Genomic DNA, 26,797 nt, shown 5'->3' with positions numbered 1-26,797 from the left:
ATGAACAAGATATTAGGCAACATATTCAAAGGTGACAAGGTGATATGGATGGTTTTCTTCTTCCTTTGCATCGTCAGTGTCATCGAAGTATACTCGGCATCGGCACAGCTTACATACAAGACAGCCGACTATGTAACGCCTATGATCAAGCACATCGGACTGCTAGCAGTAGGCATCGGTTGCACGATTGTAACGCTCAATATCAACTGCCGATACTTCAAGGGACTCATCAAGCTATTACTGGCAGCGTCGTTTGTGTTGCTTATCGTAGTTTACTTCATAGGAGCATCAACCAATGGAGCGCAGCGATGGATACCTATTTTCGGAATACAATTCCAGCCATCCGAGTTAGCCAAAGGCTCACTGGTGCTTGCCACTGCACAGATACTAAGCGTAATGCAGACCGACAAGGGTGCCGATCCTAAAGCTTTCAGCTTCATACTCAGTGTTTGCGCTCTGATCGTGCCGCTCATCATGCTTGAGAATCTCTCGACAGCAATACTGCTATGCATAGTCATATTCATGATGATGCTTATCGGACGCGTGCCCATACGACAGTTGGGCAAACTGATGGGAGTTGTACTCCTGGCAGTGGCATTGCTCGTGGGCATGATCATGACATTCGGCAAGGACAATTCAGAAGAACAACCTGGCAAGCAACTCACCGAGCAAATGACAGCCAAGAACGAGCCTGACGACAAGTCGGTGGTCGAAAAGGTATTCCACCGATTCGACACGTGGAAGGCACGTATCGACAAGTTCATGAACCATAAGCAGATAACACCCAAAGAGGTCGATCTCGACAAGGACGCGCAGGTGGCACACGCCAATATTGCCATAGCCTCATCAAACATTGTAGGCAAAGGACCTGGCAACTCCGAGGAATGCAACTTCATACCACAGGCCTACTCCGACTTCATCTATGCCATCATCATCGAAGAAATGGGCGTAGAAGGAGCTTTCTTCGTGGTGATGCTGTATATTATCCTGCTGTTCCGAACAGGCCGAATAGCCAGCAAATGCGAGAACAACTTCCCAGCACTGCTCGCTATGGGACTCGCCCTGCTGCTCGTCACACAGGCACTGTTCAACATGTGCGTGGCAGTGGGACTGGCACCAGTTACGGGACAGCCCCTACCACTCATAAGCAAAGGAGGAACGTCGACACTTATCAACTGTGTCTACATAGGCGTCATACTAAGCATCAGCCGTTCGGCACGCCGAAAGATGGAGATAGTCAATGTGACCGATACACAAGAGGAAGATAAAACCGATACAGAAGAATAAAAAAAGCACAATAATCGGCTTTATCAGAAAAAATGATTAATTTTGTGATTTGAAAAAAACACAATACAAATGGAAAAAGAATTAAGAGTCATCGTAAGCGGAGGCGGCACTGGCGGACATATATTCCCAGCCGTGTCAATAGCCAACGCAATAAAGGCGAAACGTCCCGATGCAAAGATACTTTTTGTCGGAGCGCTCGGAAGAATGGAGATGCAGCGCGTGCCTGCAGCCGGATACGAGATTATCGGACTGCCCGTACGTGGGTTCAAGCGACCATTGTGGTCGCCGTCGAATATAGGGGTGGCTCTCGATTTCCTCAAGGCCAAGCGCCTGGTAAAGAAGACAATTCGTGAATTCGCACCCGATGTTGCTGTGGGAGTAGGCGGATATGCCAGCGCTGCAACACTCGACGCAGCCAGCCAGATGGGCATACCAACACTCATTCAGGAGCAGAACTCATACGCCGGTGTCACAAACAAGCACCTTGCCAACAAGGCAGCAAAGATATGCGTGGCATACGAAGGTATGGAGCGATTCTTCCCAGCCGATAGAATCATCAACACGGGCAACCCTGTCAGACAGTCGCTCATAGAGACAACAATGACACACGAAGAAGCCGTACGCAGCTTCGGGCTCGACCCCAAGAAGAAGACCGTACTGCTTGTAGGCGGAAGCCTTGGAGCACGCACCGTCAATGAGAGTGTAATGATGCACCTCGACCTCGTGGAGAAGAGCGGAGTACAATTCATCTGGCAGACAGGTAAGTTCTATAGCGCTGCCGTGGCAGAACGTCTTAAGGACCACCGCGCGCTGCCTATGCTCAAGGTAATGGACTTCATCAGCGACATGGGAGCTGCATATAAAGCCGCCGACCTCGTGATAAGCCGTGCCGGTGCAAGCTCGATAAGCGAATTCTGCCTCATAGGCAAGCCGGTAATACTCGTGCCGTCGCCCAACGTGGCTGAAGACCATCAGACCAAGAACGCAATGGCACTCGTCAATCGTAACGCAGCAATACTTGTAAGAGATGCTGACGCGCCAGAGTCGCTGCTACAGCTTGCGGTCAGCACTGTGACCGACGACGAGCAACTGGCACAACTCTCCGAAAACATAAAGAAACTGGGCAAGCCGAACTCTGCCGACGTTATAGCCGACGAAGTTCTGCGTCTTGCCGGAAAATAAAACGACAAAATGGAAATCAAAGATATAAAAGCCGTATATTTCGTAGGCGCCGGTGGCATTGGCATGAGTGCCATAGCGCGTTATTTCATACGTAAGGGCCTTGTTGTGGCAGGCTACGACAAGACACCCTCTGCCCTCACACACCAGCTGGAGCGCGAGGGCATGCTTATACACTATGAAGAAAACGTTGACGAAATACCGCACGCTTGCCGCGACCCAAAGTCGTGTCTCGTCGTGTATACACCGGCCATACCTGCCGAACACAAAGAGCTGATATACTTCCGCAATGGAGGATTCACCATAGAAAAGCGTGCCCAGGTGCTCGGGACACTCACACGTACACACAAGGGACTCTGTGTGGCAGGCACACACGGCAAGACCTCAACGTCTACCATGTGCGCACATATCATGCACCAGAGCCATCTTGACTGCAACGCATTCCTGGGAGGAATTTCAAAAAACTACAGCACAAACTACATTCTTTCCGACCAAAGTGACTATGTAGTGATAGAAGCAGATGAGTTTGACCGCTCTTTCCATTGGCTTCGCCCTTGGATGAGCGTCATTACATCAACCGACCCGGACCATCTTGACATCTACGGCACCAAAGAGGCATATCTTGAGAGCTTCCGCCACTATACCACACTCATCCAGCCGGGCGGTGCACTCATCATCCACAAGAATCTGGAGATGAAGCAGGACGTTCAGCCTGGAGTAAAGGTGTATGAGTATAGCCTCGACGAGGGCGACTTTCACGCCGAAAACATCGTCATTGACAACGGTGAGATAAAGTTCGACTTCATATCACCCATCGAGAATGTGAAAAATGTGGAACTCGGACAGCCCGTTCCCATCAACATCGAGAACGGTGTGGCAGCAATGGCAATGGCACAGCTCAACGGATGCAACGCCGAAGAACTGAAGTACGGCATGAAGACATACCACGGAGTAGACCGACGTTTCGACTTCAAAATCAAGAACGACCGCCACGTACTTCTCTCCGACTATGCCCACCATCCAAAGGAGATATACCAGAGCGCCAAGAGCATACGCCAGCTGTACAAGAACCGTAAGATTACGGCAATCTTCCAGCCGCATCTTTATACACGCACACGCGATTTCTATCGCGATTTTGCCGATGCGCTGAGCCAGCTCGACGAGGTGATTCTCACCGAGATATACCCCGCACGCGAGCAGCCTATCGAAGGCGTAACATCACAGCTGATATACGACAACCTCAAGCCTGGCGTGGAGAAGAGTATAATAAACAAGGACAGTGTACTCGACCTCGTGAAGAGCCGTGACTTCGACGTGCTTGTCATTCTCGGAGCAGGCGACCTCGACAACTACGTGCCACAGATAGCCAAGATCATTGAGGCACGCGATGCAGCCAAGGCATAATCCACCAAAGAGTGAACAAACACTAAATACGGACAAAGCAACTATCATACAAGTGAAACCATCATGGAGTAAAAGACTGTTTATAGCGAGCGACATACTGCTTGCCATATACCTCGTGTTCGTCTTTACGTCATTCGACCGTAAAAACGAGTCCAAGACAATGTGCTCCAAGGTGAACATAGAGATTGCCGACGATGCCACAAGCGGATTTATAGACACCAAGGTGATAAAGCAACGGTTGCAGAAAGCCGGTGTCTATCCTATCGGCAAGCGCATGAACACCATAAATGCAAGAGCCATCGAGGATATGTTGCGCACCAGTCCGTTTGTCAAGACCGCTGAGTGTCATAAGACAGAAGGCGGAACGGTATATATATCAGTCACACAGCGTATGCCCGTCATACGCATCAAAGCCGACAACGGCGATGACTACTATGTCGACGACAACGACTGCATCATGCCGCGCAGCAACTACACAAGCGATCTCATCATCGCCACCGGAAGCATAAGCCGACGCTATGCCACCACATGCCTGTCGCCACTGGGCAAGACAATCATGCAGAACGACCTGTGGAAGAATCAGGTAGAACAAATCAACATACTGCCCGACCAAAGCGTGGAGATAGTACCGAGAATAGGCAACCACATTGTACTTCTCGGCAAAATGCCCGATGACATCGACCGCAAGAAACGCGAAAAGGCCATCGCTGAGTTCTTCAACTATAAGATGGAACGTCTTGAGAAGTTCTACCGCTTTGGACTCTCTGAAGTAGGCTGGAACAAATATTCGTATATCAACATCGAATTTGACAACCAGATCATATGCCGCAAATGTAAATCGGAACGAGTAGATCGTACAGCAGAACCGACACCAGCACCGGTGCCAGCCAACAGCCAAGAAGCAGCAACACCAGCTGTACCTTCTGAAGGCACAGCCACAGCTAACGTACCGGCAACAACAGAGAATAGCAACGCTACAAATACCGAAAAGAAGGCAAAAAGCGACGCTACGCATAACGACGTATCGGCTAACAAAACAGCAAAGACTGAAAAGACAGCTGAAAAGACGACTGAAAAGAAAAAGTCAGCCGACAACAAAAAGAAAAAGTCAAGTAATTAATTGTAATAATAAATATAACGTATGGCAAAGGATTTTATAGTAGCTATTGAGCTCGGGTCATCCAAAATGACCGGCATTGCAGGGCGGAAAAACCCCGATGGCAGCATTACTGTTCTTGCTGTTGCTTCAGAAGACTCCACCTCGTACATACGCAAAGGTGTTGTCTACAACATCGACAAGACAGCACAAGGATTGAGCAATATCATCTCGAAACTCAAGAATACACTTCAAACAGATATAACCCAGGTATATGTAGGTATAGGCGGACAAAGCATACGCAGCGTCAAGAACGTCATAATCAAGGACCTTCCCCTCGACGCCATCGTATCGCAGGATATGGTCAACGAACTCATGGATGCCAACCGCAACATGACATATCCCGACTACGAAATTCAGGACGCTATAACCGAGGAATACAAGGTTGATGCGCAATACCAGAACGACCCCGTCGGCATCCAGGCCATCCGACTTGAGGGCAACTTCCTCAACATACTGTGGCGCCGTTCATTCTATCGCAGCCTCAGCAAGAGCTTCGACAACGCAGGCATAGCCATTGCCGAGACCTACCTGGCTCCTGTAGCTATGGGCGAGTGCGTTCTGACCGAAGCCGAGAAGCGAGCAGGATGCGTACTGGTCGACCTTGGAGCCGAAACCACAACAGTGTCGGTATACTATCGTGACAAGCTACGCAACATCGCCGTCATACCTCTTGGCAACAACAACATCACCAAAGACCTTGAGTCGTTGCAGATGGATGAGGTAGAGGCTGAGACAATGAAGCGCAAGTACGGTTCGGCATATACAGAGGTGCAGGACATCGACCCCAACATGACATGGCCGATAGACAACAGCCGCTCTGTAAGCACCCGCAAGTTTATTGAAGTGGTAGAGGCACGTATGCTCGAAATCATCGAGAACGTACGCAATCTCATCCCTGCAGAATATATGGACAAGCTGCTCGGCGGCATCGTGCTCACTGGTGGTGGCTCTAACATGCGCAATATCGAGAAGGCGTTCCGTAAGGCCATCAACATTGAGAAGGTGCGCGTAGCCAAGTTTGTCAACATCAACATCAACACCAAGGACTCTAAGCCCACACTTGCCACCAACGGCACTATGAACACCATACTGAGTCTGTTGGCAAAGGGCGACATGAACTGTGCCGGACACGCTTTCAACGACTCGCTGTTCAACGAAGAGCAGCTTGCTGCCACAAGCCAGACTGCTACAGCTACTACAGCTCAGCCTACTGCCGAGCAGATTAAAGCTGCCGAGGAAGAACGAATCGCTGCCGAGAAGAAGGCAGAAGAGGAGCGTCTCGCTGCCGAGGCAAAAGCCGAGGAAGAGCGCAAGGCTGCCGAAAAGAAGGAGAAGTCAATAATGCAACGATTCTTCGGATCGCTCAAGCAGTTCGGACGTTCACTCGTTGAACCAGAACCAGGATCTAATGATTAAATCTTAAATAACTGAAAACTCACATGCCAGACAACAATATCAATCCGATGGTGGACTTCTGTACACCAGACAAAGAGACAAAGAACACTATCATCAAGGTGATAGGTGTAGGTGGCGGCGGCGGCAATGCCGTCAACCACATGTATCGTGAGGGCATACACGACGTATCGTTTGTGCTCTGCAACACCGACAATCAGGCACTCAACGATTCGCCTGTACCTGTACTCTTGCAGCTCGGTACCGAAGGTCTTGGAGCCGGCAACAAGCCAGCCAAGGCACGCCAGGCAGCCGAGGAGAGTCTCGACTCAATCAAGCAGATGCTGAGCGACGGCACCAAGATGACATTCATCACTGCCGGAATGGGTGGCGGAACTGGAACTGGTGCCGCTCCAGTCATTGCTCGTGTCAGCAAGGAGCTGGGCATACTCACCGTAGGTATCGTGACCATTCCGTTCCGTTTTGAAGGCAAGCGCAAGATCGACCAGGCTCTCGACGGTGTCGAGGAGATGGCAAAGCACGTCGACGCATTGCTCGTAATCAACAACGAGCGCCTTCGCGAGATATACCCCGAACTTACCGTACTCGACGCTTTCGGCAAAGCCGACGACACACTGAGCGTCGCAGCCAAGTCAATTGCCGAGATCATCACCAACCACGGACTCATCAACCTTGACTTCAACGATGTCAAGACCGTTCTCAAGGACGGTGGCGTAGCTATCATGTCAACAGGCTACGGCGAGGGCGAGGGCCGTGTCAAGCAGGCTATCGAGGATGCACTCAATTCGCCGTTGCTCAACGACAACGACGTATTCAACGCCAAGAAGATTCTTCTCAGCATCAACTTCTGCAAGGACAGCACAACAAGCGACAACGGCAACAACGGTCTTATGATGGAGGAAATGAACGAAGTGAACGATTTCATGGAGCGCTTCGGTTCCGACTTCGAGATAAAGTGGGGTATCGGACTCGACCCCGACCTTGGCAAGAAGGTGAAGGTAACAATCCTTGCTACCGGTTTCGGCATCGAGAACGTTGACGGAATGAACATCCACATCAGAAAGCAGACACAGGACGACCTCGACCGTCAGGCCCGCGAGCAGGAACATGCCGACGATCTGGCCATACGCCGTGGCAAGTACTATCCCGAGGACAAGAACCAGCTTCTCACCAAGCGCCGTCCGCAGGTGTTCATCTTCCGTCCCGAAGACCTCGACAATGAGGAAGTAATCCTTGCTGTAGAGAACACACCTACCTACAAGCGCACACAGCAGATGGTCAAGGAACTGCGCCGTCGCATCGTCGACGAGAACGAATCTGCCAAGCCGAAGGAAGAGGACAATAACGTGAACGGTATAATATCGTTTGCTTAATCAAGCAACATTAAGGCTTACAACCCCTGCACTCAGCAGAACAGCTCTTTCAGCACCGGCAACGATTTCATCTCTGGAAATTCCGGCAGGTGCAATTTATAATAATAAAGTATAACATCCACAATGCGGTTGCGTTCGCTGCGCGTCAGCGATAGCAGCCGCATTGTCGTATAGTTAAGTCGCATGAGCAGCTGAATCATTCCAGCCTCATCGGGTTTCAGAAAGTCGCCGTGTGCCGGAGCATGCGGTGTGAAGCATCCGCCACGCAAGTCGAAGTAGGGACAATCATGTCGTTCGTCGGTATTGGGGAAGAAACCCACAAAGCGCGTCATGTGTAGCATGAAGACAATATGGAAGTTGGCAAAGCTGCTCACACAGGTGTCAAGCCACATCACACTGTTCTCCACAAACAAGAACAGGTCATGGTTCTGTTGCTCCGAGCGGGTAGCATAAGTCACAAATTCTGCCATGAACAGGGCAATGCCAAGTTTATGGGCATCAAAAGGGATTGAGCTGAACGGCCATGCAATCGATGCATTCTTCAGTCGCTGCAACTTCTGGCTCTGCCTGTGGTCGAATTCCACGTCAAGAATAGTGAGCGGCTGAAACAGCTGCTTGCTGATACCAGAGCGCGACGAGCGCGGAATACGCTGCATAAAAGACACTCGTCCTACACACTCAGTGAGCAGGTCGACGATAATCTGTGACTCACCGTATTTCAGCGAGTTAAGTACTATAGCCTTAGTTTTTACATGCATTTTCCTCTACTTTTTGTAATTTAATGGCAAAATTACTGAAAAAAGAGGCGTTTTGATAAAAAAATCCGAGGAAAATTTGTCCATACTAAAATAAAGTCGTACCTTTGCATCCGCAAAAATAAAGCACTTCGGTCCCTTCGTCTATCGGTTAGGACGAGAGATTTTCATTCTCTAAAGAGGAGTTCGACTCTCCTAGGGACTACAATAAAAATAAAAAAGAAGAAACATAACAAGATGGCAAACCACAAATCATCACTTAAGAGAATCCGTCAGGACAAGGCTAAGGCTTTGCACAACAGATACTACGCCAAGACAATGCGTAACGCTGTTCGTAAGCTTCGCGCTATGACGGACAAGGAAGAAGCTGTCAAGCTCTATCCTACCGTTCAGAAAATGCTGGACAAGTTGGCTAAGACTAACATTATCCACAAGAACAAGGCTGCAAACTTGAAGTCAAGCTTGTGTCTGCATATCAGCAAGCTCGCCTAAGTAGTTTGTTGGCAAACCATACTGAGGTCATATTCCGAAAGGAGTGTGACCTCTTTTTTTTGCACTTTTACCACCAAACAACGTCCATATTGCGCTCAATTTTAGACGTTTTTTAATACTCTAAATTTCCCTAACTCACATATTTTTAGTACTTTTGTAACCTAAACATAGAAAAATCAAAATGGCAGAAATACAGAACACCGAGAACAATTACTCGGCCAGTAACATTCAGGTTCTTGAAGGACTTGAAGCCGTACGCAAGCGTCCGGCAATGTATATCGGAGACATCAGCGAGAAGGGTCTGCACCATCTTGTCAACGAGACCGTCGACAACTCTATCGACGAAGCCATGGCAGGCTACTGTACTCACATCGAGGTGACCATCAACGAGGACGAATCAATCACCGTCCAGGACAACGGTCGTGGTATCCCCGTCGACATGCACGAGAAGCTTCACAAATCAGCCCTGGAGGTCGTGATGACAGTGCTCCATGCCGGAGGTAAGTTCGACAAGGGCTCATACAAGGTCAGCGGCGGTCTGCACGGCGTAGGTGTAAGCTGCGTCAACGCACTGTCTACCCACATGAAGTCGCAGGTGTTCCGCGACGGCAAAATCTACCAGCAGGAGTACGAGAAGGGCAAGCCCCTATATCCCGTCAAGGTAGTAGGCGAGACCGAACTCCGCGGTACACGCCAGCAGTTCTGGCCCGACCCAACAGTGTTCACCACCACCCACTACCAGTGGGACATCATAGCACGCCGCATGCGTGAGCTCGCATTCCTCAATGCCGGCATCAAGATTACGCTGCGCGACATGCGCCCCGACGAAGAGGGCAAGACACGCGAGGAAGTGTTCCACGCCAAGGACGGACTCAAGGAATTCGTTCGCTACGTCGACCGTCACCGCACCCACCTCTTCGACGACGTCATCTATCTGAAGACCGAGAAGCAGGGCATACCTATCGAGGTGGCAGTGATGTACAACACCGACTACTCTGAGAACATCCACTCTTACGTCAACAACATCAACACCATCGAGGGCGGTACACACCTCACCGGTTTCCGTGCCGCACTGACACGTACGCTGAAGGCATATGCCGATGCCGACCCGACTATTTCCAAGCAGATTGAGAAGGCAAAGATAGAGATTGCAGGCGAGGACTTCCGCGAAGGACTCACAGCCGTAATCGCCATTAAGGTAGCCGAGCCACAGTTTGAGGGTCAGACCAAGACCAAGCTCGGCAACAGCGAGGTGGCAGGAGCCGTACAGCAGGCCGTAGGCGAGGCTTTGGCAAACTATCTTGAGGAAAACCCCAAGGAAGCCAAGATGATATGCGACAAGGTGATTCTTGCAGCCACAGCACGTATCGCAGCACGCAAGGCACGCGAGAGCGTACAGCGCAAGAACCCGATGACCGGTGGCGGACTCCCCGGCAAACTTGCCGACTGCTCCAACCGCGACCCCAAGAAGTGCGAGATATTCCTCGTCGAGGGTGACTCCGCCGGTGGCTCTGCCAAGCAGGGACGCGACCGCTACACTCAAGCCATCCTGCCTCTGCGCGGTAAGATTCTCAACGTTGAGAAGGTGATGTGGCACAAGGTGTTCGAATCGGAGTCGGTTATGAACATCATCCAGAGCATCGGTGTACGCTTCGGCGTTGACGGTGAGGAGGACAAGGAGGCCAACATCGACAAGCTGCGCTACGACAAGATTATCATCATGACCGATGCCGACGTCGATGGTTCACACATCGACACGCTCATCATGACACTCTTCTATCGCTTCATGCCGAAGGTAATCCAGGAAGGCCACCTCTACATAGCCAACCCGCCGCTCTACCTCTGCACCTACAAGAACAAGGTGAAGGAGTATTGCTACACCGACCAGCAGCGCCAGGCATTCCTCGACAAGTATGCCGGTGGCGTTGAGGACGGCAAGTCGGTTCACACACAGCGCTACAAAGGTCTTGGCGAGATGAACCCCGAGCAGCTTTGGGAGACTACCATGGACCCGCAGACACGACTGCTCAAGCAGGTCACCATCGAGAATGCAGCCGAGGCCGACGAGATTTTCTCAATGCTTATGGGCGACGACGTAGAGCCGCGCCGTAAGTTTATCGAAGAACACGCTACCTACGCAAATATCGACGCGTAGCTTTTGCATAAATTGAGAGTTGAAAATTGAGAGTTGAAAGTTATGAAATGCATTGTATATAATGCATCAGTATTTGATGTTCATCGTCAGTAATCATAACTATCAACTCTCATTTTTCAACTCTCATTTTTCTTTCAACTCACAACTCTCAATTTTCAACTCTCAACTCTCCCCCTATTCTCCATGCGCATATTCCATACATTCATACTTCTTCTGTTTGCCCTTACAGCCGCCCACGCGCAGCAGTTCGGCACAGAGTGGATGACCTCGCCGTCGTCTGCCGACTCGTCGTGTGTATGGTTCCGCCGCACATTCATTGCCCACAACCCTCCTAAATGCGCCTCTGTGTGCGTTGCAGCCGACTCACGCTTCATTCTCTATGTCAACGGTCGCAACGTGTCTACAGTGCTTTATATGCCCAGTCATATAGACGCAGCCCACCCTTCCGTGTCCGTAACATTCGACGTGACACAGTTTCTGCGCACCGACTCCAACACCGTTGCACTTCTCGTAGCGCCTACCGCCACAATGGCATCCCCTCGCCTTTCTATAGGCTTCTTCGGCAAAGACGTGCACGACACTTCCTTCGCCACATGCAGCATTGACGGATGGATAAGCAGCGCTGCCTCAACACGCCTCACAGCCGATGGCGAACTGATGGACAACCGCTATCAGATGCCCGCACATCCCTCCTACGGCGATATTATTACGCCAGTGTGGCAACCGGTCGCCGCCGCAGAGAAGAACAGCTACAGCGCAAATAAAGACTATGGAGTGGCAGCCGAAAGCATCTTCGGCTACTATCCTCAACGATATAACATCCTCAACGACGATGCCGTGCGGGTGCGCCAGATATACAGTCCAAACTTCTTCGACCGCGCCGACCAATCCGTCACCTACGACTTCTCGCCCGGATTCTACGGCTTTGTACGTGTCACGTTGCGTGGTTGCCAACGTGGCGAGCATATATATATCAACGGCATGGAATATATATGCAACGGCGAAATGGACGAGCAGGCATATTGCCGCTTCACCGCCCGATATATGCGATGCGTGACAATCTCCGGCGACCACTACTTCAATCCCGAACAAGTGCAGGAAATAGAGGCCATCGGACTATAAAAAAAAGGTCTGTTTCCCGTTGATAGGAAACAGACCTTTTTTATTTAGTCTTTATCTTTGTCTGAAAGATTAGAGCTGGGGACCAGCAGCTACGAGAGCCTTACCAGCCTCGTTGTTTGTGTACTTAGCGAAGTTCTTGATGAAGCGGGCAGCGAGGTCCTTAGCCTTCTCTTCCCACTGAGCAGCCTCAGCGTAAGTGTCGCGCGGATCAAGAATCTCAGTAGCTACACCAGGAAGCTCTGTCGGAACCTTGAAGTCGAACATCGGGATCTGCTTTGTAGGAGCCTTGTCGATGTCACCGCTCAAGATAGCGTCGATGATACCACGTGTGTCGCGGATAGAGATACGCTTGCCAGTACCGTTCCAACCAGTGTTAACGAGGTAAGCCTTAGCGTTGTTCTTCTCCATCTTCTTAACGAGCTCCTGAGCGTACTTTGTCGGGTGCAACTCGAGGAAAGCCTGGCCGAAGCAAGCTGAGAAAGTAGGAGTCGGCTCTGTGATGCCGCGCTCTGTACCTGCCAACTTAGCAGTGAAGCCTGAGAGGAAGTAGTACTGAGTCTGCTCCGGAGTCAGGATAGATACTGGAGGCAGTACACCGAATGCGTCAGCTGAGAGGAAGATAACCTGCTTAGCAGCTGGTGCAGAAGAACCCGGCTTGATGTTGTTGATGTGGTAGATCGGGTAAGAAACACGAGTGTTCTCTGTTACGCTCTTGTCAGCGAAGTCGATCTTGCCATTAGCGTCAACAGTTACGTTCTCGAGGAGAGCGTCGCGACGGATAGCGTTGTAGATATCGGGCTCAGACTCCTTGTCGAGGTTGATAACCTTAGCATAGCAGCCACCCTCGAAGTTGAACACGCCGTTGTCGTCCCATCCGTGCTCGTCGTCACCGATGAGGAGACGCTTCGGGTCGGTAGAAAGAGTGGTCTTACCTGTACCAGAGAGACCGAAGAAGATAGCAGTGTTCTCGCCGTTCTTGTCGCAGTTAGCAGAGCAGTGCATAGAAGCGATGCCCTTGAGCGGGAGGAAGTAGTTCATCATTGAGAACATACCCTTCTTCATCTCACCACCGTACCATGTGTTGATGATAACCTGCTCCTTAGAAGTTACGTTGAAGGCAACGCAAGTCTCTGAGTGCAGACCGAGCTCCTTGTAGTTCTCTACCTTAGCCTTAGATGCGTTGTAAACAACGAAGTCAGGCTCGAAAGACTCAAGCTCCTCAGCTGTAGGACGGATGAACATGTTTGTTACGAAGTGAGCCTGCCAAGCAACCTCAACGATGAAACGAACAGCCATACGTGTATCCTTGTTAGCTCCGCAGAAACCGTCTACTACATAGAGGTTCTTGTTGCAAAGCTCCTTCTTGGCGATATCCTTAACCGTTGCCCAAACCTCTTCAGACATCGGGTGATTGTCATTCTTATATTCCTCTGTTGTCCACCATACAGTGTCCTTAGAGTTCTCGTCCATTACGATGTACTTGTCCTTAGGTGAACGACCGGTGTAGATACCTGTCATTACGTTGACAGCACCGAGTTCAGTCTGCTGACCTACCTCGAAACCTTCGAGACCAGCCTTTGTTTCCTCTTCGAACAACTTCTCATAAGACGGATTGTGAGCGATTACTGTAGAACCAGTAATTCCGTACTGTGTCAAATCTAACTTTGCCATTTTTGAAAAATATTATTTAGATGTGAATATAGAATCAACTTCCATGGCCTGACTCCACTATTGCCTGATCGGGGCCGTTGCTTCTGTGCAGGCGACTTTCATTGTCCTTTATATAAATAGGTGTAAATCGTTGCGGGGGATTTGGCCGCTCTTATATTTACATCGGCAAAGTTATGAAAAAACTATAAGATAACAATATTTATCGGTGACAAAATTTGCGTGTGTTCAATATTTTTTTTGTTAAAATTTCGCAAAACCGAACATGTAGTCATATATTGCCATTTGCAGTTTACAATTTGGTATTTTATAGGGTATTAAATGTTTGATTGCTGCTGAGACAGGAGCCTCAGCTACTATTTGTTAAAGAAATAGAAATGTAATATGTTGTGTGCGGTCAGCAAAGACTATATTTGCGGAGATACAGGATTTTATTAGTACTTTTGTAAGAATTTAAAAACAAACGAACTATATGAAAATTATCGATTTCAGCAAGAGCAACTCTATTATTAATAAGTATATGGCGGAGATGCGCGACAAGGACTATCAGAAGAATCGTCTGTTGTTCCGCAACAACATCATGCGTGTAGGCGAACTCATCGCCTACGAACTGAGCAAGACGTTCGACTATGAGGAGCGCGACATCCAGACTCCGCTTGGCGTAGCTAAGGTGAATGTGCCTACCGACAAACTGGTGCTCGGCACCATATTCCGTGCAGGTCTGCCTTTCCACCAGGGCTTCCTCAACATCTTCGACCACGCCGGCAATGCCTTCGTTTCGGCATTCCGCGAGTATGAGGACGAGGCTCACACCAAGGTTGGAATACACGTAGAATATCTCGCTACTCCCGACCTCAACGATGCCACTCTGCTCATCGTCGACCCTATGCTTGCCACCGGCGGATCTATGGAGCTGGGCTACAAGGCGCTGCTCACCAAGGGCACTCCCAAGAAGGTACACGTGGTTTGCGTTATGGCAGCGCCCGAAGGCATAGAGCACATACGCAAGACATTCCCCGAGGACACTACCATTTGGTGTGCTGCCGTAGACGAGGGTCTAAACGAGCACAAGTACATCGTACCGGGCTTCGGCGATGCCGGCGACCTGTGCTACGGAGGAAAGATTTAAAAGACAAAAAGGCGGGCTAAAAGCCCAACAAGCACACTGAGATTGTGCTATAAGTCAAAGCAGTACGCCCCGAAGGGGCAGAAGCACATAGGAGGGTGTGTCAAAATTGAAGTTAAAAGAAGTTTGGGCTTCGCCCGAAGTTAACAGAAGTTAGCGGACATATGTATAAATTGCTGAAAATAAAGCATTTGTCTGTTAACTTCCATCCATCGTAGATGGATTAACTTCTTCTTAACTTCCTCTAACTCCTATTTTGACACACCCTCTAAACAGATACAAACAATGCGCCCTGTAAGGGCAAAAGCATTAATTGCCAATGCTTTTGCCTTTACAGGGCGCAATGGTATCAGTCGACAAAAACATACCTTTCGTCATATTCCACATTATACAACTTCAAAAATGCTCTGTATTCGTCAGCAAAAGAATGCTTCATATGATGTTCATGTTGCTGTCTAATATATTGTAACGTCTTGCCTACAACCGATTGACTAACAGAAAATGCTGCATATCCGCCTTGCCACGAAAAACAATGATAATATGAACCCAATGTCTTCAACCAACGACTACTGTTACGTTTAACCTCTTCCACCACTTTAGAAACGTTAGCCTCTCGTGATAAAAGAAATAATAAATGTATATGGTCACCCACTCCTCCTGCACATATTTCTTTACATCCAGTTGCATTTACCAATTTACCTATATAGGAATGTACACGATTTATATCTTCTTCACGTATCTGTGGACTAGTGGTTTTGATGTGAAATATCAGATGTATGTATATTTTACATAATGATTGTGCCATATATGTAATGCTTTTGCCCCTTCGGGGCGTTGGGGGTGTCACGTACAGAGGGTGTGTCAAAATTGAAGTTAAAAGAAGTTTGGGCTTCGCCCGAAGTTAACAGAAGTTAGCGGACATATGTATAAATTGCTGAAAATAAAGCATTTGTCTGTTAACTTCCATCCATCGTAGATGGATTAACTTCTTCTTAACTTCCTCTAACTCCTATTTTGACACACCCTCCTATGTGCTTATTGGGCTTTCAGCCCGTATAATTGATTTTTGACTCTCCTATGTGCTTATGCCCCTTCGGGGCGTACTGCTTACATTATTTACTTCTGATCCACCACTTCCACAATCGGATTGCCGGTTGAAGCATCGGGTGCCTGCACGTGCAGCATGGCGCATACCGTGGGTGCGGTGTCCACCATAGTGGTCAGTCGTGTGGTCTTACCAGGCTTCACGTTCCATCCCATGAAGATGAGCGGGATGTGTGTGTCGGCAGGGTTCCATGATCCGTGTGTAGAGCCGTAGAATCCGGGCTTCACTGCCCAGTCGAAGTAGTTGGCCTTCACTACGGCGTAGATGTCGCCCGAACGGCCCTGATAGTAGCCGTTGATTATGCGCTCGCGTATCCACTGCGGCAGAGCTGCCACGGCTGCCTTCTCGTAGTCTACGGCGGTGATGAGTTCGGGCACCTTCTTGAGTTCGGCTATGGCAGCTGCCTTGACAGCCTCGATGTCGAGATTGTTCTGTGCAAGGAAGGCGTGGTCGAGATAGAGGCTGAAGCCTACTGATGCGTTGAAGTACTTGCCCTCAACGCCGAACTTCTTCGACAGAGCCTCGTTCACCTGGCGCAGCGTAGCCGTCTTGTCCCACGAACCGCCCACGAGCTTGTGCTCGCGCTGTGTGTTGGGGTTGTGCGTTCCGGCGTGGTCGGCAGTGAGGAAGAGCAGATAGCCGTCCTTGCCCACCTGCGCGTCGAGAGCATCGAAGAACTTCTTGATGTCGCGGTCGAGCGTGAGGAACACCTCTTCGTTCTCCTTGCCCGGCGAGCACCAAGTACCTGTCTGGTGCGAGATGGCGTCGGTCGACGAGATGCTTACGCAGAGCATATCGGTGGTTCCGTTCTGTCCGAGCTTCTCGGCCTTCATTATTGCCTCAGCCATGTCGAATGTCACGGTCACACCGTCGGCATGTACCTTCGGGTCGTAGCCCTTCTTCATGGTGTTCTGCTTGTTGAACTTCACCACATAGTCGGGCAACTTGTCCATATAGTACGAGCTGGTGACAAATCCAGCCACGCTCTTGTCATACCAGAAAGCGCCGTTGGCAGAGTGGCCCGCAGGCAGAATGGCTGCACGGTCCTTTAAAGCCACGCCGAAGACCTTGGCCTTGAAGTCGGTAGCCTGGCGCAGCATGTCGCCTATAGTGGTGCCGAGCATATAGTGGGGCGACATCTGTGCCGACTTCGATGTGGTGCCTACGCCCTGCACCGAGGGGTCGTCGCAGCAGTACACCATCTTGTCGCCCATGCGGAACTCGTTCGAGGCGATACCGTTAGTGGCAGGTCCGGCTCCTGTATATAGGCTGGCGTGTCCCACACCCGTCACGGTAGGCACGTAGTTCACCATCTGGTTGTCGCACGAGAATCCCTCGTTGATGAGACGTTTCATTCCGCCCTCGCCGAACTTGTCGTAATAGTAGTAGAGATAGTCCCAACGCATCTGGTCGATAACGATGCCTACCACCAGCTTCGGGCGCTGCACCTGTGCGCTTGCCACGATGGCTACGCAGCACAAAAGTACCGAAAATATCAGTTTCTTCATAATTGTTGTTTTAGTTATATTTTTATAGTTTTATTTTGTTCCGTTGCGGAATACCCGGATGGTGTTTCCGTCGTATATCTGCTGACTGTGCAGCTGGGCGTTGTCGGGCAGTTGCGGTGCGAGTGTGCCTGATGCTACGGTCAGCGGTGCCGTCTCAATGCGTATTTCGTCCCACGCTCCGGCATCTATAAACGATTGCAGTGTCTTTGCTCCTCCCTCAACGATGAGCCATTGGCAGCGCTCGTCGTATAGCCACGAGAGAATCTGCGGCACAACGGGCTGTGTGAAGTCCAGGCCCTCGAATGCCGGCTGGCTGCTGTCGATTACGATGCGTCGTGGCGACGGTCCTGCCCAGTTGCGTGTGTTGAGCTGCGGATGCTCACGCTCGTCGGTGGTTCTGCCCACGAGTATGGCGTCAGCCTCGGCACGCAGACGGTGCGACAGCATCTTGGTGAACGGTGTGGATATAGCCAGTGCCTTGCCGTCGTTGTCGATGAAGTGATTGGCGGTTTCTGCCCACTTCAGTGTGATATACGGGCGGCGGTGTTCGTTGAAGGTGATGAAGCGGCGGTTCAGTTCGCGACACTCGTCGTCGAGCACGCCCACGGTCACCTCTATGCCTGCATCGCGCAGTTTCTGTATGCCTCGTCCATGCACCTTGGCAAAGGGGTCGACACATCCCACCACGCATCGCTTCACACCTTTCTTTATAATAAGGTCGGCGCATGGCGGTGTCTTGCCGTAGTGCGAGCAAGGCTCAAGGCTTACGTATATAGTGGCATTGCTGAGCAGCGGCTCGTCCTCGGAGCGCACCGATGCAAAGGCATTCACTTCGGCATGAGCCTCACCGCAACGGCGATGATAGCCCTCGCCAATGATGCGTCCGTCGGCAGACACTATCACAGCCCCCACCATCGGATTGGGCTTGGCACCCATAATGCCGCAGCCAGCCAGTTGCAGGCAGCGGCGCATGTATTGTTCGTCAGTCATTTTTTTCTTCGAGAAAAGAGGTTGTTGTGGTGTGATGTTGAGATGGTGTAATTTGTTGTTTGGGTTGTGTAGTTGAGGTGGTGTTTTGTTGGTTATGTTTTTAGCAAAAAAGCAAATCACACCACAACAACACCTCAACACCACAACCGATGAAGCAACACTAATCGAGCCTAAGCTTCGATTAGTGTTGCTTCATCCCCCTTCCAAGCCTCAAAATAAGGAGGCTCGTCGCGGAGTGAAATATCGTCGTAGATGAAGTCTGCCACCACTGTCTCCTTGCCGTCGGGCAGGATAAGACCCATTTTGCCGTCGCGCTGGGCAATAACCGGCAGCGTGCGCAGGTCGTCTACGTATACATAAGGTGTACGCAGGAAGTCGTAGCGGGCAGGTATAAGTACATTGCCCTTGTGGTCTTTGATGCCGAAGTGTCCGTTCTCTTCAAACACCTCGTGATATTGTTCGTACTTGTCGCGTATGCGGTTCAGATAGAATACCATCTTGCGCTTGTTGTTGACAAGCTCGATAAGATAAGCGAACGTGTCGCAATAGTTGGCCATAGCTCGTGCGAGTACAACCTTGAAGTCAAGTCCTGATAGCACTTTGCGGTTTAGGTCGATGTAGCGTGCTATGGCCTCTTCTTTTTCTTCCACTGTCAGCGTGGCGAGCTGTTCCTCAAACTTGAGCATAATAGTCTTGGAGCCCTTCATCGCCTTGATGTAGCGGTGAATCTGTCGCGCCATCTCGTCGCACACAAACTTGTCGATGCGTTCCAACTCGATACTGTCGACGTAGGTCTCTTCGAAGTTCTCTTGTGTTATTTTCTTTTCCATAGCGTTTTCTAGGTTTTATAATTCAGGATTTTTCCAAAAGTACGACATTTTTGCGAAACCTCAAAAAAAATGCTGTATTTTTTGAATTTTAAGTGTTTCGAGGCAGAATATTATTGTTAACTTTGCTTGTGATGAACAACCCAATACTTCAATTACAACAGCAGCGACTTCTTCTTGAGATTGAATACAATCACGAGAAGGAAGAATTTCGCAAGCAGACGCAGACCATGGGCATTGAGCGCAAGACAAGGCGCGGCGATGCGTGGTTTCCCGTCGGCATAGGACGCAATTATTACAACTCGCTCAATCAGATGGTGGTTGAGGTGACACGCCAGCCGGGCTCGGACATTGAGCACAACTTCGAGCCGGGACGCCCCGTGTGCTTCTTCACCATGAAGCGCGACGCCGCCGGGCGCGACAGCATACACTATATGTCGTTCACCGCTACGGTGAGCTATGCCGAGCAAGACCGCATGGTGGTGGCACTGCCCGACGCCGGACGCATTGTCGACCTGCAACGTCAGGAGGCTCTTGGCATACAACTGTTCTTCGACGAGACTTCTTACAGATTGATGTTCGACGCTCTCGACCGCGTGATACGTGCCAAGACGGGACGTCTGGCAGCGCTGCGCGACATATTCTATACCAAGGTGCCTGCGTCACGCTTCACATTCGACGCCCCCTGCCTGTCGTGGCTCAATGCCTCGCAGCAGCACGCTGTGGGCGAGGTGATGCGTGCCAAGGATGTTGCCATCGTGCACGGCCCTCCCGGAACGGGCAAGACGACGACGCTGGTCGAGGCTATATACGAGACGCTGCGCCGCGAGAGCCAGGTGCTGGTGTGCGCCCAGAGCAACATGGCGGTCGACTGGATTTCGGAGAAACTCGTCGACCGTGGCGTGGCAGTGCTGCGCATAGGCAATCCTACACGTGTCAACGACAAGATGCTGTCGTTCACCTACGAACGGCGCTTTGAGGCCCATCCCGACTATCCGCAGCTGTGGAGCATACGCAAGGCCATACGCGAACTGCGCCAGCAGCGTCGCGGACGCACCGAGTCGTGGCATCAGAAGATGGACCGCCTGAAGAGCCGTGCCACCGAACTGGAGCTGCGCATACGCTCGTCGCTCTTCGGCGAGGCGCGTGTCATAGCCTGCACACTCACCGGTGCCGCCAACCGTGTGCTTGAGGGCGAACACTATTCCACCTTATTTATAGACGAGGCGGCACAGGCGCTTGAGGCTGCGTGCTGGATAGCCATACGCAAGGCTGGACGTGTCATCCTGGCAGGCGACCACTGTCAGCTGCCGCCTACCGTGAAGAGCATCATGGCTCTGAAGGGCGGACTAGGCCGTACGCTCATGGAGCGCATTGCCGAGCAGAAGCCCGAGGTGGTGACGCTGCTTGAGGTGCAGTATCGTATGAACGAGCAGATAATGCGATTCTCGAGCGACTACTTCTACAACTCGCGCGTGCAGTCGGCTCCAGAAGTCAAGGGCCGTGGCATACTCGACTACGACCGCCCCATGATGTGGGTCGACACCACCGACGTAGACGGCCGTGAGGAGTTTGTGGGCGAAAACTTCGGTCGCATCAACCGTGCCGAGGCAGAACTCACGCTCGCCACCCTTGCCGACTATTTCGACAAGATAGGCCGTCAGCGTGTGCTCGACGAGTCGATAGATGTAGGCATCATCTCGCCCTATCGTGCCCAGGTGCAGCTGCTGCGCAAGATGATACGCCAGAGCGAGCGCCTGCGTCCCTACCGCCGCCTCATCACCGTCAACACCGTCGACGGATTTCAGGGTCAGGAGCGCGACATCATACTCATCTCGCTCGTTCGCGACAACGACGGCGGCGACATCGGATTCCTACGCGACCTTCGCCGCATGAACGTGGCTATCACACGTGCCCGAATGAAGCTCATCATTCTCGGTTCGGCAGCCACCATGACCCGCCATCCGTTCTACAACAAGCTATACGAATATGTGACAGAATTATGATTGGTTGCTACGGAAGCAATATAGCCTCCGTAGCAACTGATTGCTGTACAGCAACATGTGTAAAAAAAGATAATTTGTCAAAACATGGTGCAAAAAATGCAAAATAAAGAACAATCGTTTGCAAAATATTGCATGAAATACTACCTTTGTAAAATAAAACGATTTTTTGTGTAAAACCGATAAATCATGGACTTAACAACATTAATAGCATACGTGTTCAACTGCGCCGTATGCACCACTATAGGAACAATCTTTCTGCTCACCCCAATTCAGAAAGATGTGCAGGGAAAGGTCGACTCATTCAGCAAGACACGACTATGCCTTGCCGCCTCAGCATTAATAGAGGCATTGACAAGCCTGCTGTATATATCGCGCATAATCAACGGCGTGCCGCATCTGTCCCTCGACCACTTCACCAGCCCGCTGTTCATCTACTTCGCTATATGCATCGACATGACAGCCATAATCTATCTGCTGCACGGCAAGCAACCCAAACTGCGCACCTCAATACTCTATGTCACACCCGTACTACTCGTGTGGCTCACACATATAATATTGTTTATACCCGACTACGGACTGACCTTCTCAGCCAAAGCCTACAACGAATTCATCACAACAAAGCCCGCCATATACACCTGCTATGCGCTGTATGCGGTGTTTGTAGTCGAAACAGCATACATCCTCAAGTCGGTGGGCAAGCAGACAATACGCTTCAGACAGCATATCGACAACTATTGCTCGGGCAAGAGCCGCAGCCAGAGCCACTGGCTCATAGCCGTGGTAATATCAATTGTGATATATTATATAATAAGTATAATAGACCTCTTCACATCCGACCCTATGTGGGATTCTTCCATACTCTGGATTCTATCACTGGTTATTATCGTCAACAGCATAGCTTTCATCATGTGCCGCAACATTTATTGGGAAATCCGACCGGCTTTTGCCGACAACGACAACACACCGACAACAGCTGCCACAACCGACAACGCCACTGATGCAGACAAAGCACAGCGTAGCAGCGACGAATCAAAGCAGAAGCAAGAGCCCGAAACAGTAACAAGCAAGCCATCTGCCGAAATATCATCAATCGACACCATCGTGACAGCGTGGACACAACGCGAAGACAAGCCATATCTCAAGGAGAGCATCACCATAATGCAGGTGGCTGAGCAAATGGGGCTGAACTCGCGCCTACTGTCCAACTATCTCAACAGCGTGAAGGGTCGCAACTTCAACGCATGGGTCAACTACCTGAAGGTAGAGGAGACGAAACTTCTGCTCCTCGCCGACCGCTCTGTGTCGCTCAGCGACATAGCATACAAAATGGGATTTACCGACCTGGCGTCAATGTCCAAAATATTCAAGTCGATAGAGGGCATGCCACCCTCGGTGTATAGACAGACGCATTAAACAATGCGAGGCATAAACGAGCGGGAATTGACCATGCAAATATTGTATATACAGTAAAAAATTATTACAAATAAAAAATCGATTATAGAGAATTCTGACGGCGTTTTTATCGTTATTTCGACTGCCCGTCATCACTTATTTATAATTTAAGCCTCAGTTGCTGTGCAAAAGGAGTACTTTTGGAAGGCAAAAGTACAACAAATGCAGTGCAACTGAGGCTTAAATGAAAAGCAAAAGTAGTCCCGTTGCAACGAAAAGGACTACTTTTTTGTTTTATTATGTTGCACACTTTCGCCCGCATCCACATAACACGTTGAGCACAAGGCGCATAACGCTGCACGCGCAAAACTCACAAATTTCGAGCCAAAGAATTTCGCATGCGTTCAACTCGCAGTTTTGAGCGGTTATAAATGCAAATATTGTGATGTACAACCACTGGCTCAACAGCAAGATGCTGCGCAAAATGAACGACGAGGGCGGCAAACTCTTCATATACGACGCTACAACGAAGAAGTTCACCGAGATTGCCGACGGCATGAAGGTGCAGATGATGGCAAACGACCACGATCGCTACTACCTCACCAGCAACAACTGGGTTGTACCTACGGGTATCAGCGCCGTACACTGCTTCTCACCGTCGCCAAGCACCATCATCGTGGCAGCTCTGAATGGTGAGGTGAAGCAAGTAGTGGTTTACGACATAGCCGGTTCGCTCGTAACAAGCAATCACAGCTCTATTGGCGAGCGTTGCCAGCTCAACGTCCAACAGCCAGGCGTATACATCGTCAAGGCTACCACCAAGGAGGACAAGACAGAAACTTTCAAGATTGTTGTGAAATAATCTGTTTCGATTCACAGAATATAATAAAGCAAAGCCCGTTGGCAAGGATTTCCTCGCCAACGGGCTGTTTTGTATAATAGGATCTTGAACAACAAATTAATGACTTGGTTTTTGAACGACAATACATGTGTAACGTTATCTATAGGTTAACTTAATACAACGAAAACAATTGGAAATGGTAGTATTGCTTCCAATTAGTGCGTTACTTTTGCAGCATCAAATTACTTGACGTCTTAACTATTAATAATCCAACACACACAATGAAGAACACAGAAATGGCTGTCGCATTGGCGGCGGCCACTTGTACAAACGTACAACAGATGATGGTCGTAGAATCAGTGTACGACCTATTGCCAACCACACAATTGACCCAGCACTTCAGCCTGCGCGAGTTCATAATCTCTGCCACAGCAATACGCCACGGCATAGACAACACACCGTCGGAAGAGACGGTGGCGCGGCTGAAGGCGCTGTGCGATAACGTGCTTGAACCGCTGCGCCGACGGTTTGGCAGAATACGCATCACGAGCGGCTACCGCTCGCCAAGCGTCAATGCAAAGGTGGGAGGCGTGGCTACATCGCAACACACTCTGGGCGAGGCAGCCGACATCAACGTGCCTAACGCAGAGGTGGGCATGAAGATGTATGATTATATCAGGTGCAACCTCGACTTCGACCAGCTTATCTACGAACAAAGGCGTAAGACAGCTACGCGGTGGCTGCACGTGAGCTACCGCACCGACGGCAACAACCGTCGGCAAGCATGGATTGAAGTGAAGTAGAAGCTTAGGAGGGCGTGTCAGAATAGGAGTTAGAGGAAGTTAAGAAGAAGTTAATCCATCTACGATGAATGGAAGTTAACGGACAAATGCTTTGTCTTTCAGCAATTTATACATATGTCCGCTAACTTCTATTAACTACGGGCAAAGCCCAAACTTCCTCTAACTTCTGTTTTGACACACTCTCCTACTTGTTGTTTACGCTAACCTCATACCCTAACCTTGCGAGCACATCGATATAGTCGTCGGTGAGCGACGGGAGAGGCTGGGCAGAATGGCGGTGGTTGTCGATATGCTCGACACGATAGCTCGAAAGATTGAAGCGCATGCGCAGGTAAGACGAACGCAAGAAGTTGTGCATGTCGGCAATAGCTGTGAAGTTCTTGGCAACAAGACGGCGATAGAGGGCATTGAGTCCCTTCACCCCATGATACTCGCCGTTGAGGTCGGCAGCCATAAACCCTACGTTGTGTGCCATATCTTCAAACAACGGGCGGGCTGAAGGTTGGCTAAGCACGGTGACACGCAGGTCGGGATATTGCTGTGCGAGCGATCTTACCACGGGTACAAGCATTGCCACCTCGTCGGGAGTAAAAAAACGCATTATCAAGATGTGTTCAGTCTTCATAGGCTTAAATATATAGGTTTAACACGTATGTTTAGGCATTAAAAGCTCTCAAGCCATCCCTTCAGATTGAGGAGCATCTCAGTATGATAGGCAAACGAGGTGTTCATGCCCCATCCGTGGCCACCAGTTGGATACACGTATATGGATGCATGGACGTCGTGTCGGTACAGCTCGGCATAATAGTTGACGCTGTTGATAGGCAACACCGCATGGTCGTCGTCGGAGAGAAGAAGGCAGGCGCGCGGTGTGACACGTGTCACCTGAAGATCGGAACAGTACTTCTGCTCGTCCTTCTTACTGGCGTTAGCTCCCAACAGATTGTCGTGCGAGCCCTGATGGGTGTAGCCCTGTAGCATTGTTATGACGGGATAGAAAAGAATCTGGAAATTGGGCTTGGCATCGCCTTTCGACTGTGTGGCTATAGTAGAGGCAAGATGGCCGCCAGCCGAAAATCCCATTATGCCTACGTCAGAGGCATTGATATGCCACGACTTGGCATTGCTGCGAACAATGCGTATAGCCTCCTCGGCATCGCTAATAGGCACCTTGACATTGCCGTTGGGCATACGATAATGCAACACGATAGTAGCAATGCCCATATTGTTGAAGAAGGGCGCCCACTGGGTTCCCTCATGATCCATAGCCAGATGAGCATAGCCTCCGCCCGGACAAATTACCACGGCGCGACCAGTGGCACGCTTGGCATCGGGCAGGAAAACCTTGATGTAGGCAGTGTCCTGCAGTCCGTTTTTATTTGGAGTTTTAGCATCCCATAGGTTAACATCGAAAGCACGCTGTGCCATAGCCGATACAGACACGGCAAGGAGCACAACAAGTAATGCGAATGATCTCAATTTTCTCATTTCTGATATAAGTTTTTAGATTTATCTTACTAATAATTGTCTTTTATCTTGCAAAGGTAACCATTTTTTAGTAATATTGCAGAGGATTTTAAAATTTACTACACATGCATCCATTAGAGAAATTTGAGTATTGCCCCATGTGCGGCAGTCATCACTTTGTAGAGAACAGCAAAGCAAGTAAGAAATGCGAGAACTGCGGATTTGAGTTTTTTATGAATCCCAGCTCTGCCAACGTAGCAATCATAACAAACAGCAAGGGCGAGATATTAGTAGAGCGCCGCCGCAACGAACCAGCCAAGGGCACACTCGACCTGCCAGGAGGATTTGCCGAACTGGGCGAAACTGCCGAACAGGGCGTTGCACGTGAGGTTATGGAAGAGACAGGACTGAAGGTTACGGAGTCGAAATACCTCTTCTCGCTGCCCAACATCTACCGCTATAGCCGCATCGACATACACACACTCGACATGTTCTTTGAGTGTAAGGTGGAAGACGAGAGCGTGCTCACAGCCAACGACGACGCTGCTGAATGCATGTGGATAGCACCCGGCGACATACATACGGAACAGTTCGGACTGCGCAGCGTGCGCTGGGGACTCATCAAATTCCTCGGACGTGAGGAGCGTTTTTCGCCCGAAAATCGCGAAAATGTGGATAAAAATGTGTAAGTTTGCAGTCTATTAGTCATTAGACACACATTTTTA

General features: G+C 50.1%; 22 protein-coding genes, 1 tRNA gene and 1 pseudogene. 16 read left to right on the top strand and 8 right to left on the bottom strand.

Annotated elements, in window-relative coordinates; all coding sequences use genetic code 11:
* From I6E38_RS02930 to ftsZ, 6 genes are all read left to right on the top strand, one after another.
* The gene (locus I6E38_RS02930; RefSeq protein ID WP_235392591.1) at positions 1–1,287 is read left to right on the top strand and encodes an FtsW/RodA/SpoVE family cell cycle protein; all 1,287 of its coding nucleotides are present in this window, start codon (positions 1–3) and stop codon (positions 1,285–1,287) included.
* A gap of 69 nt (positions 1,288–1,356) precedes the next feature.
* Positions 1,357–2,469, top strand: coding sequence for an undecaprenyldiphospho-muramoylpentapeptide beta-N-acetylglucosaminyltransferase (gene murG / locus I6E38_RS02925; RefSeq protein WP_235392590.1), 1,113 nt, complete (start codon positions 1,357–1,359; stop codon positions 2,467–2,469).
* A gap of 9 nt (positions 2,470–2,478) precedes the next feature.
* Complete coding sequence (gene murC / locus I6E38_RS02920) at positions 2,479–3,870, top strand: UDP-N-acetylmuramate--L-alanine ligase (protein WP_235392589.1); 1,392 nt, start codon at positions 2,479–2,481, stop codon at positions 3,868–3,870.
* Positions 3,871–3,922: 52 nt separating this feature from the next.
* Entirely contained in the window at positions 3,923–4,990 is a 1,068-nt protein-coding gene (locus I6E38_RS02915; RefSeq protein WP_235392588.1) for a cell division protein FtsQ/DivIB, read from the top strand.
* Positions 4,991–5,011: 21 nt separating this feature from the next.
* A complete protein-coding gene (gene ftsA / locus I6E38_RS02910) occupies positions 5,012–6,445 on the top strand; it encodes a cell division protein FtsA (RefSeq protein ID WP_235392587.1) in 1,434 nt (477 codons plus the stop codon).
* A 23-nt stretch (positions 6,446–6,468) separates the two neighbouring features.
* The gene (gene ftsZ / locus I6E38_RS02905; protein ID WP_235392586.1) at positions 6,469–7,815 is read left to right on the top strand and encodes a cell division protein FtsZ; all 1,347 of its coding nucleotides are present in this window, start codon (positions 6,469–6,471) and stop codon (positions 7,813–7,815) included.
* 32 nt (positions 7,816–7,847) lie between these two features.
* On the opposite strand, the gene recO is transcribed toward ftsZ, so the two are convergent.
* The gene (gene recO / locus I6E38_RS02900; RefSeq protein WP_235392585.1) at positions 7,848–8,573 is read right to left on the bottom strand and encodes a DNA repair protein RecO; all 726 of its coding nucleotides are present in this window, start codon (positions 8,571–8,573) and stop codon (positions 7,848–7,850) included.
* A gap of 130 nt (positions 8,574–8,703) precedes the next feature.
* On the opposite strand from recO, the gene I6E38_RS02895 reads away from it, so the two are divergent.
* The 4 genes from I6E38_RS02895 to I6E38_RS02880 all read left to right on the top strand — a co-directional run bounded on the left by I6E38_RS02895 (position 8,704) and on the right by I6E38_RS02880 (position 12,339).
* A tRNA-Glu gene (locus tag I6E38_RS02895) sits at positions 8,704–8,775 on the top strand.
* Positions 8,776–8,807: 32 nt separating this feature from the next.
* Complete coding sequence (gene rpsT, locus I6E38_RS02890) at positions 8,808–9,062, top strand: 30S ribosomal protein S20 (protein ID WP_235392584.1); 255 nt, start codon at positions 8,808–8,810, stop codon at positions 9,060–9,062.
* A 181-nt stretch (positions 9,063–9,243) separates the two neighbouring features.
* Complete coding sequence (gyrB, locus tag I6E38_RS02885; RefSeq protein WP_235392583.1) at positions 9,244–11,217, top strand: DNA topoisomerase (ATP-hydrolyzing) subunit B; 1,974 nt, start codon at positions 9,244–9,246, stop codon at positions 11,215–11,217.
* A 183-nt stretch (positions 11,218–11,400) separates the two neighbouring features.
* A complete protein-coding gene (locus I6E38_RS02880; protein ID WP_235392582.1) occupies positions 11,401–12,339 on the top strand; it encodes a hypothetical protein in 939 nt (312 codons plus the stop codon).
* Between the two features lie 69 nt (positions 12,340–12,408).
* Here I6E38_RS02880 and pckA read toward each other — a convergent pair whose 3' ends face one another.
* Positions 12,409–14,010 (bottom strand): phosphoenolpyruvate carboxykinase (ATP), encoded by a 1,602-nt coding sequence (gene pckA / locus I6E38_RS02875; protein ID WP_235392581.1) that lies wholly within the window; start codon positions 14,008–14,010, stop codon positions 12,409–12,411.
* Positions 14,011–14,479: 469 nt separating this feature from the next.
* Here pckA and upp point away from each other — a divergent pair, with 469 nt between their 5' ends.
* Positions 14,480–15,136: a uracil phosphoribosyltransferase gene (upp, locus tag I6E38_RS02870; protein ID WP_235392580.1), complete on the top strand. Its 657-nt coding sequence runs from the start codon at positions 14,480–14,482 to the stop codon at positions 15,134–15,136.
* A gap of 346 nt (positions 15,137–15,482) precedes the next feature.
* Here upp and I6E38_RS02865 read toward each other — a convergent pair whose 3' ends face one another.
* From I6E38_RS02865 to I6E38_RS02850, 4 genes are all read right to left on the bottom strand, one after another.
* Entirely contained in the window at positions 15,483–15,938 is a 456-nt protein-coding gene (locus I6E38_RS02865; protein ID WP_235392579.1) for a transposase, read from the bottom strand.
* A 311-nt stretch (positions 15,939–16,249) separates the two neighbouring features.
* Positions 16,250–17,746, bottom strand: coding sequence for an alkaline phosphatase family protein (locus I6E38_RS02860; RefSeq protein ID WP_235392578.1), 1,497 nt, complete (start codon positions 17,744–17,746; stop codon positions 16,250–16,252).
* Between the two features lie 30 nt (positions 17,747–17,776).
* On the bottom strand, positions 17,777–18,736 hold the full coding sequence (gene ribD, locus I6E38_RS02855) for a bifunctional diaminohydroxyphosphoribosylaminopyrimidine deaminase/5-amino-6-(5-phosphoribosylamino)uracil reductase RibD (protein ID WP_235392577.1): 960 nt from the start codon (positions 18,734–18,736) through the stop codon (positions 17,777–17,779).
* Between the two features lie 170 nt (positions 18,737–18,906).
* The gene (locus tag I6E38_RS02850; RefSeq protein WP_235392576.1) at positions 18,907–19,566 is read right to left on the bottom strand and encodes a hypothetical protein; all 660 of its coding nucleotides are present in this window, start codon (positions 19,564–19,566) and stop codon (positions 18,907–18,909) included.
* A 131-nt stretch (positions 19,567–19,697) separates the two neighbouring features.
* Between I6E38_RS02850 and I6E38_RS02845 the strand changes: the two genes are divergently transcribed.
* From I6E38_RS02845 to I6E38_RS02830, 4 genes are all read left to right on the top strand, one after another.
* Positions 19,698–21,569, top strand: coding sequence for an AAA domain-containing protein (locus I6E38_RS02845; protein WP_235392575.1), 1,872 nt, complete (start codon positions 19,698–19,700; stop codon positions 21,567–21,569).
* A gap of 186 nt (positions 21,570–21,755) precedes the next feature.
* Positions 21,756–22,982: a helix-turn-helix domain-containing protein gene (locus I6E38_RS02840; RefSeq protein ID WP_235392574.1), complete on the top strand. Its 1,227-nt coding sequence runs from the start codon at positions 21,756–21,758 to the stop codon at positions 22,980–22,982.
* Between the two features lie 424 nt (positions 22,983–23,406).
* Positions 23,407–23,823 (top strand): T9SS type A sorting domain-containing protein, encoded by a 417-nt coding sequence (locus I6E38_RS02835; protein WP_235392610.1) that lies wholly within the window; start codon positions 23,407–23,409, stop codon positions 23,821–23,823.
* 260 nt (positions 23,824–24,083) lie between these two features.
* Positions 24,084–24,605, top strand: a complete 522-nt coding sequence (locus tag I6E38_RS02830; RefSeq protein WP_308232821.1) for a D-Ala-D-Ala carboxypeptidase family metallohydrolase — start codon at positions 24,084–24,086, stop codon at positions 24,603–24,605.
* Positions 24,606–24,879: 274 nt separating this feature from the next.
* On the opposite strand, the pseudogene I6E38_RS02825 reads toward I6E38_RS02830, so the two are convergent.
* Positions 24,880–25,230: pseudogene (locus tag I6E38_RS02825) on the bottom strand (glycosyltransferase family 9 protein); the annotation flags it as partial.
* A 38-nt stretch (positions 25,231–25,268) separates the two neighbouring features.
* Positions 25,269–26,093: an alpha/beta hydrolase gene (locus tag I6E38_RS02820; RefSeq protein WP_235392573.1), complete on the bottom strand. Its 825-nt coding sequence runs from the start codon at positions 26,091–26,093 to the stop codon at positions 25,269–25,271.
* A 104-nt stretch (positions 26,094–26,197) separates the two neighbouring features.
* On the opposite strand from I6E38_RS02820, the gene I6E38_RS02815 reads away from it, so the two are divergent.
* Positions 26,198–26,761, top strand: a complete 564-nt coding sequence (locus I6E38_RS02815; RefSeq protein ID WP_235392572.1) for an NUDIX hydrolase — start codon at positions 26,198–26,200, stop codon at positions 26,759–26,761.
* Positions 26,762–26,797: the final 36 nt, after the last annotated feature.

This window comes from Leyella stercorea (assembly GCF_021531355.1).
GTDB lineage: Bacteria > Bacteroidota > Bacteroidia > Bacteroidales > Bacteroidaceae > Prevotella.
This window is presented reverse-complemented; position numbering and strand designations above follow the sequence as displayed.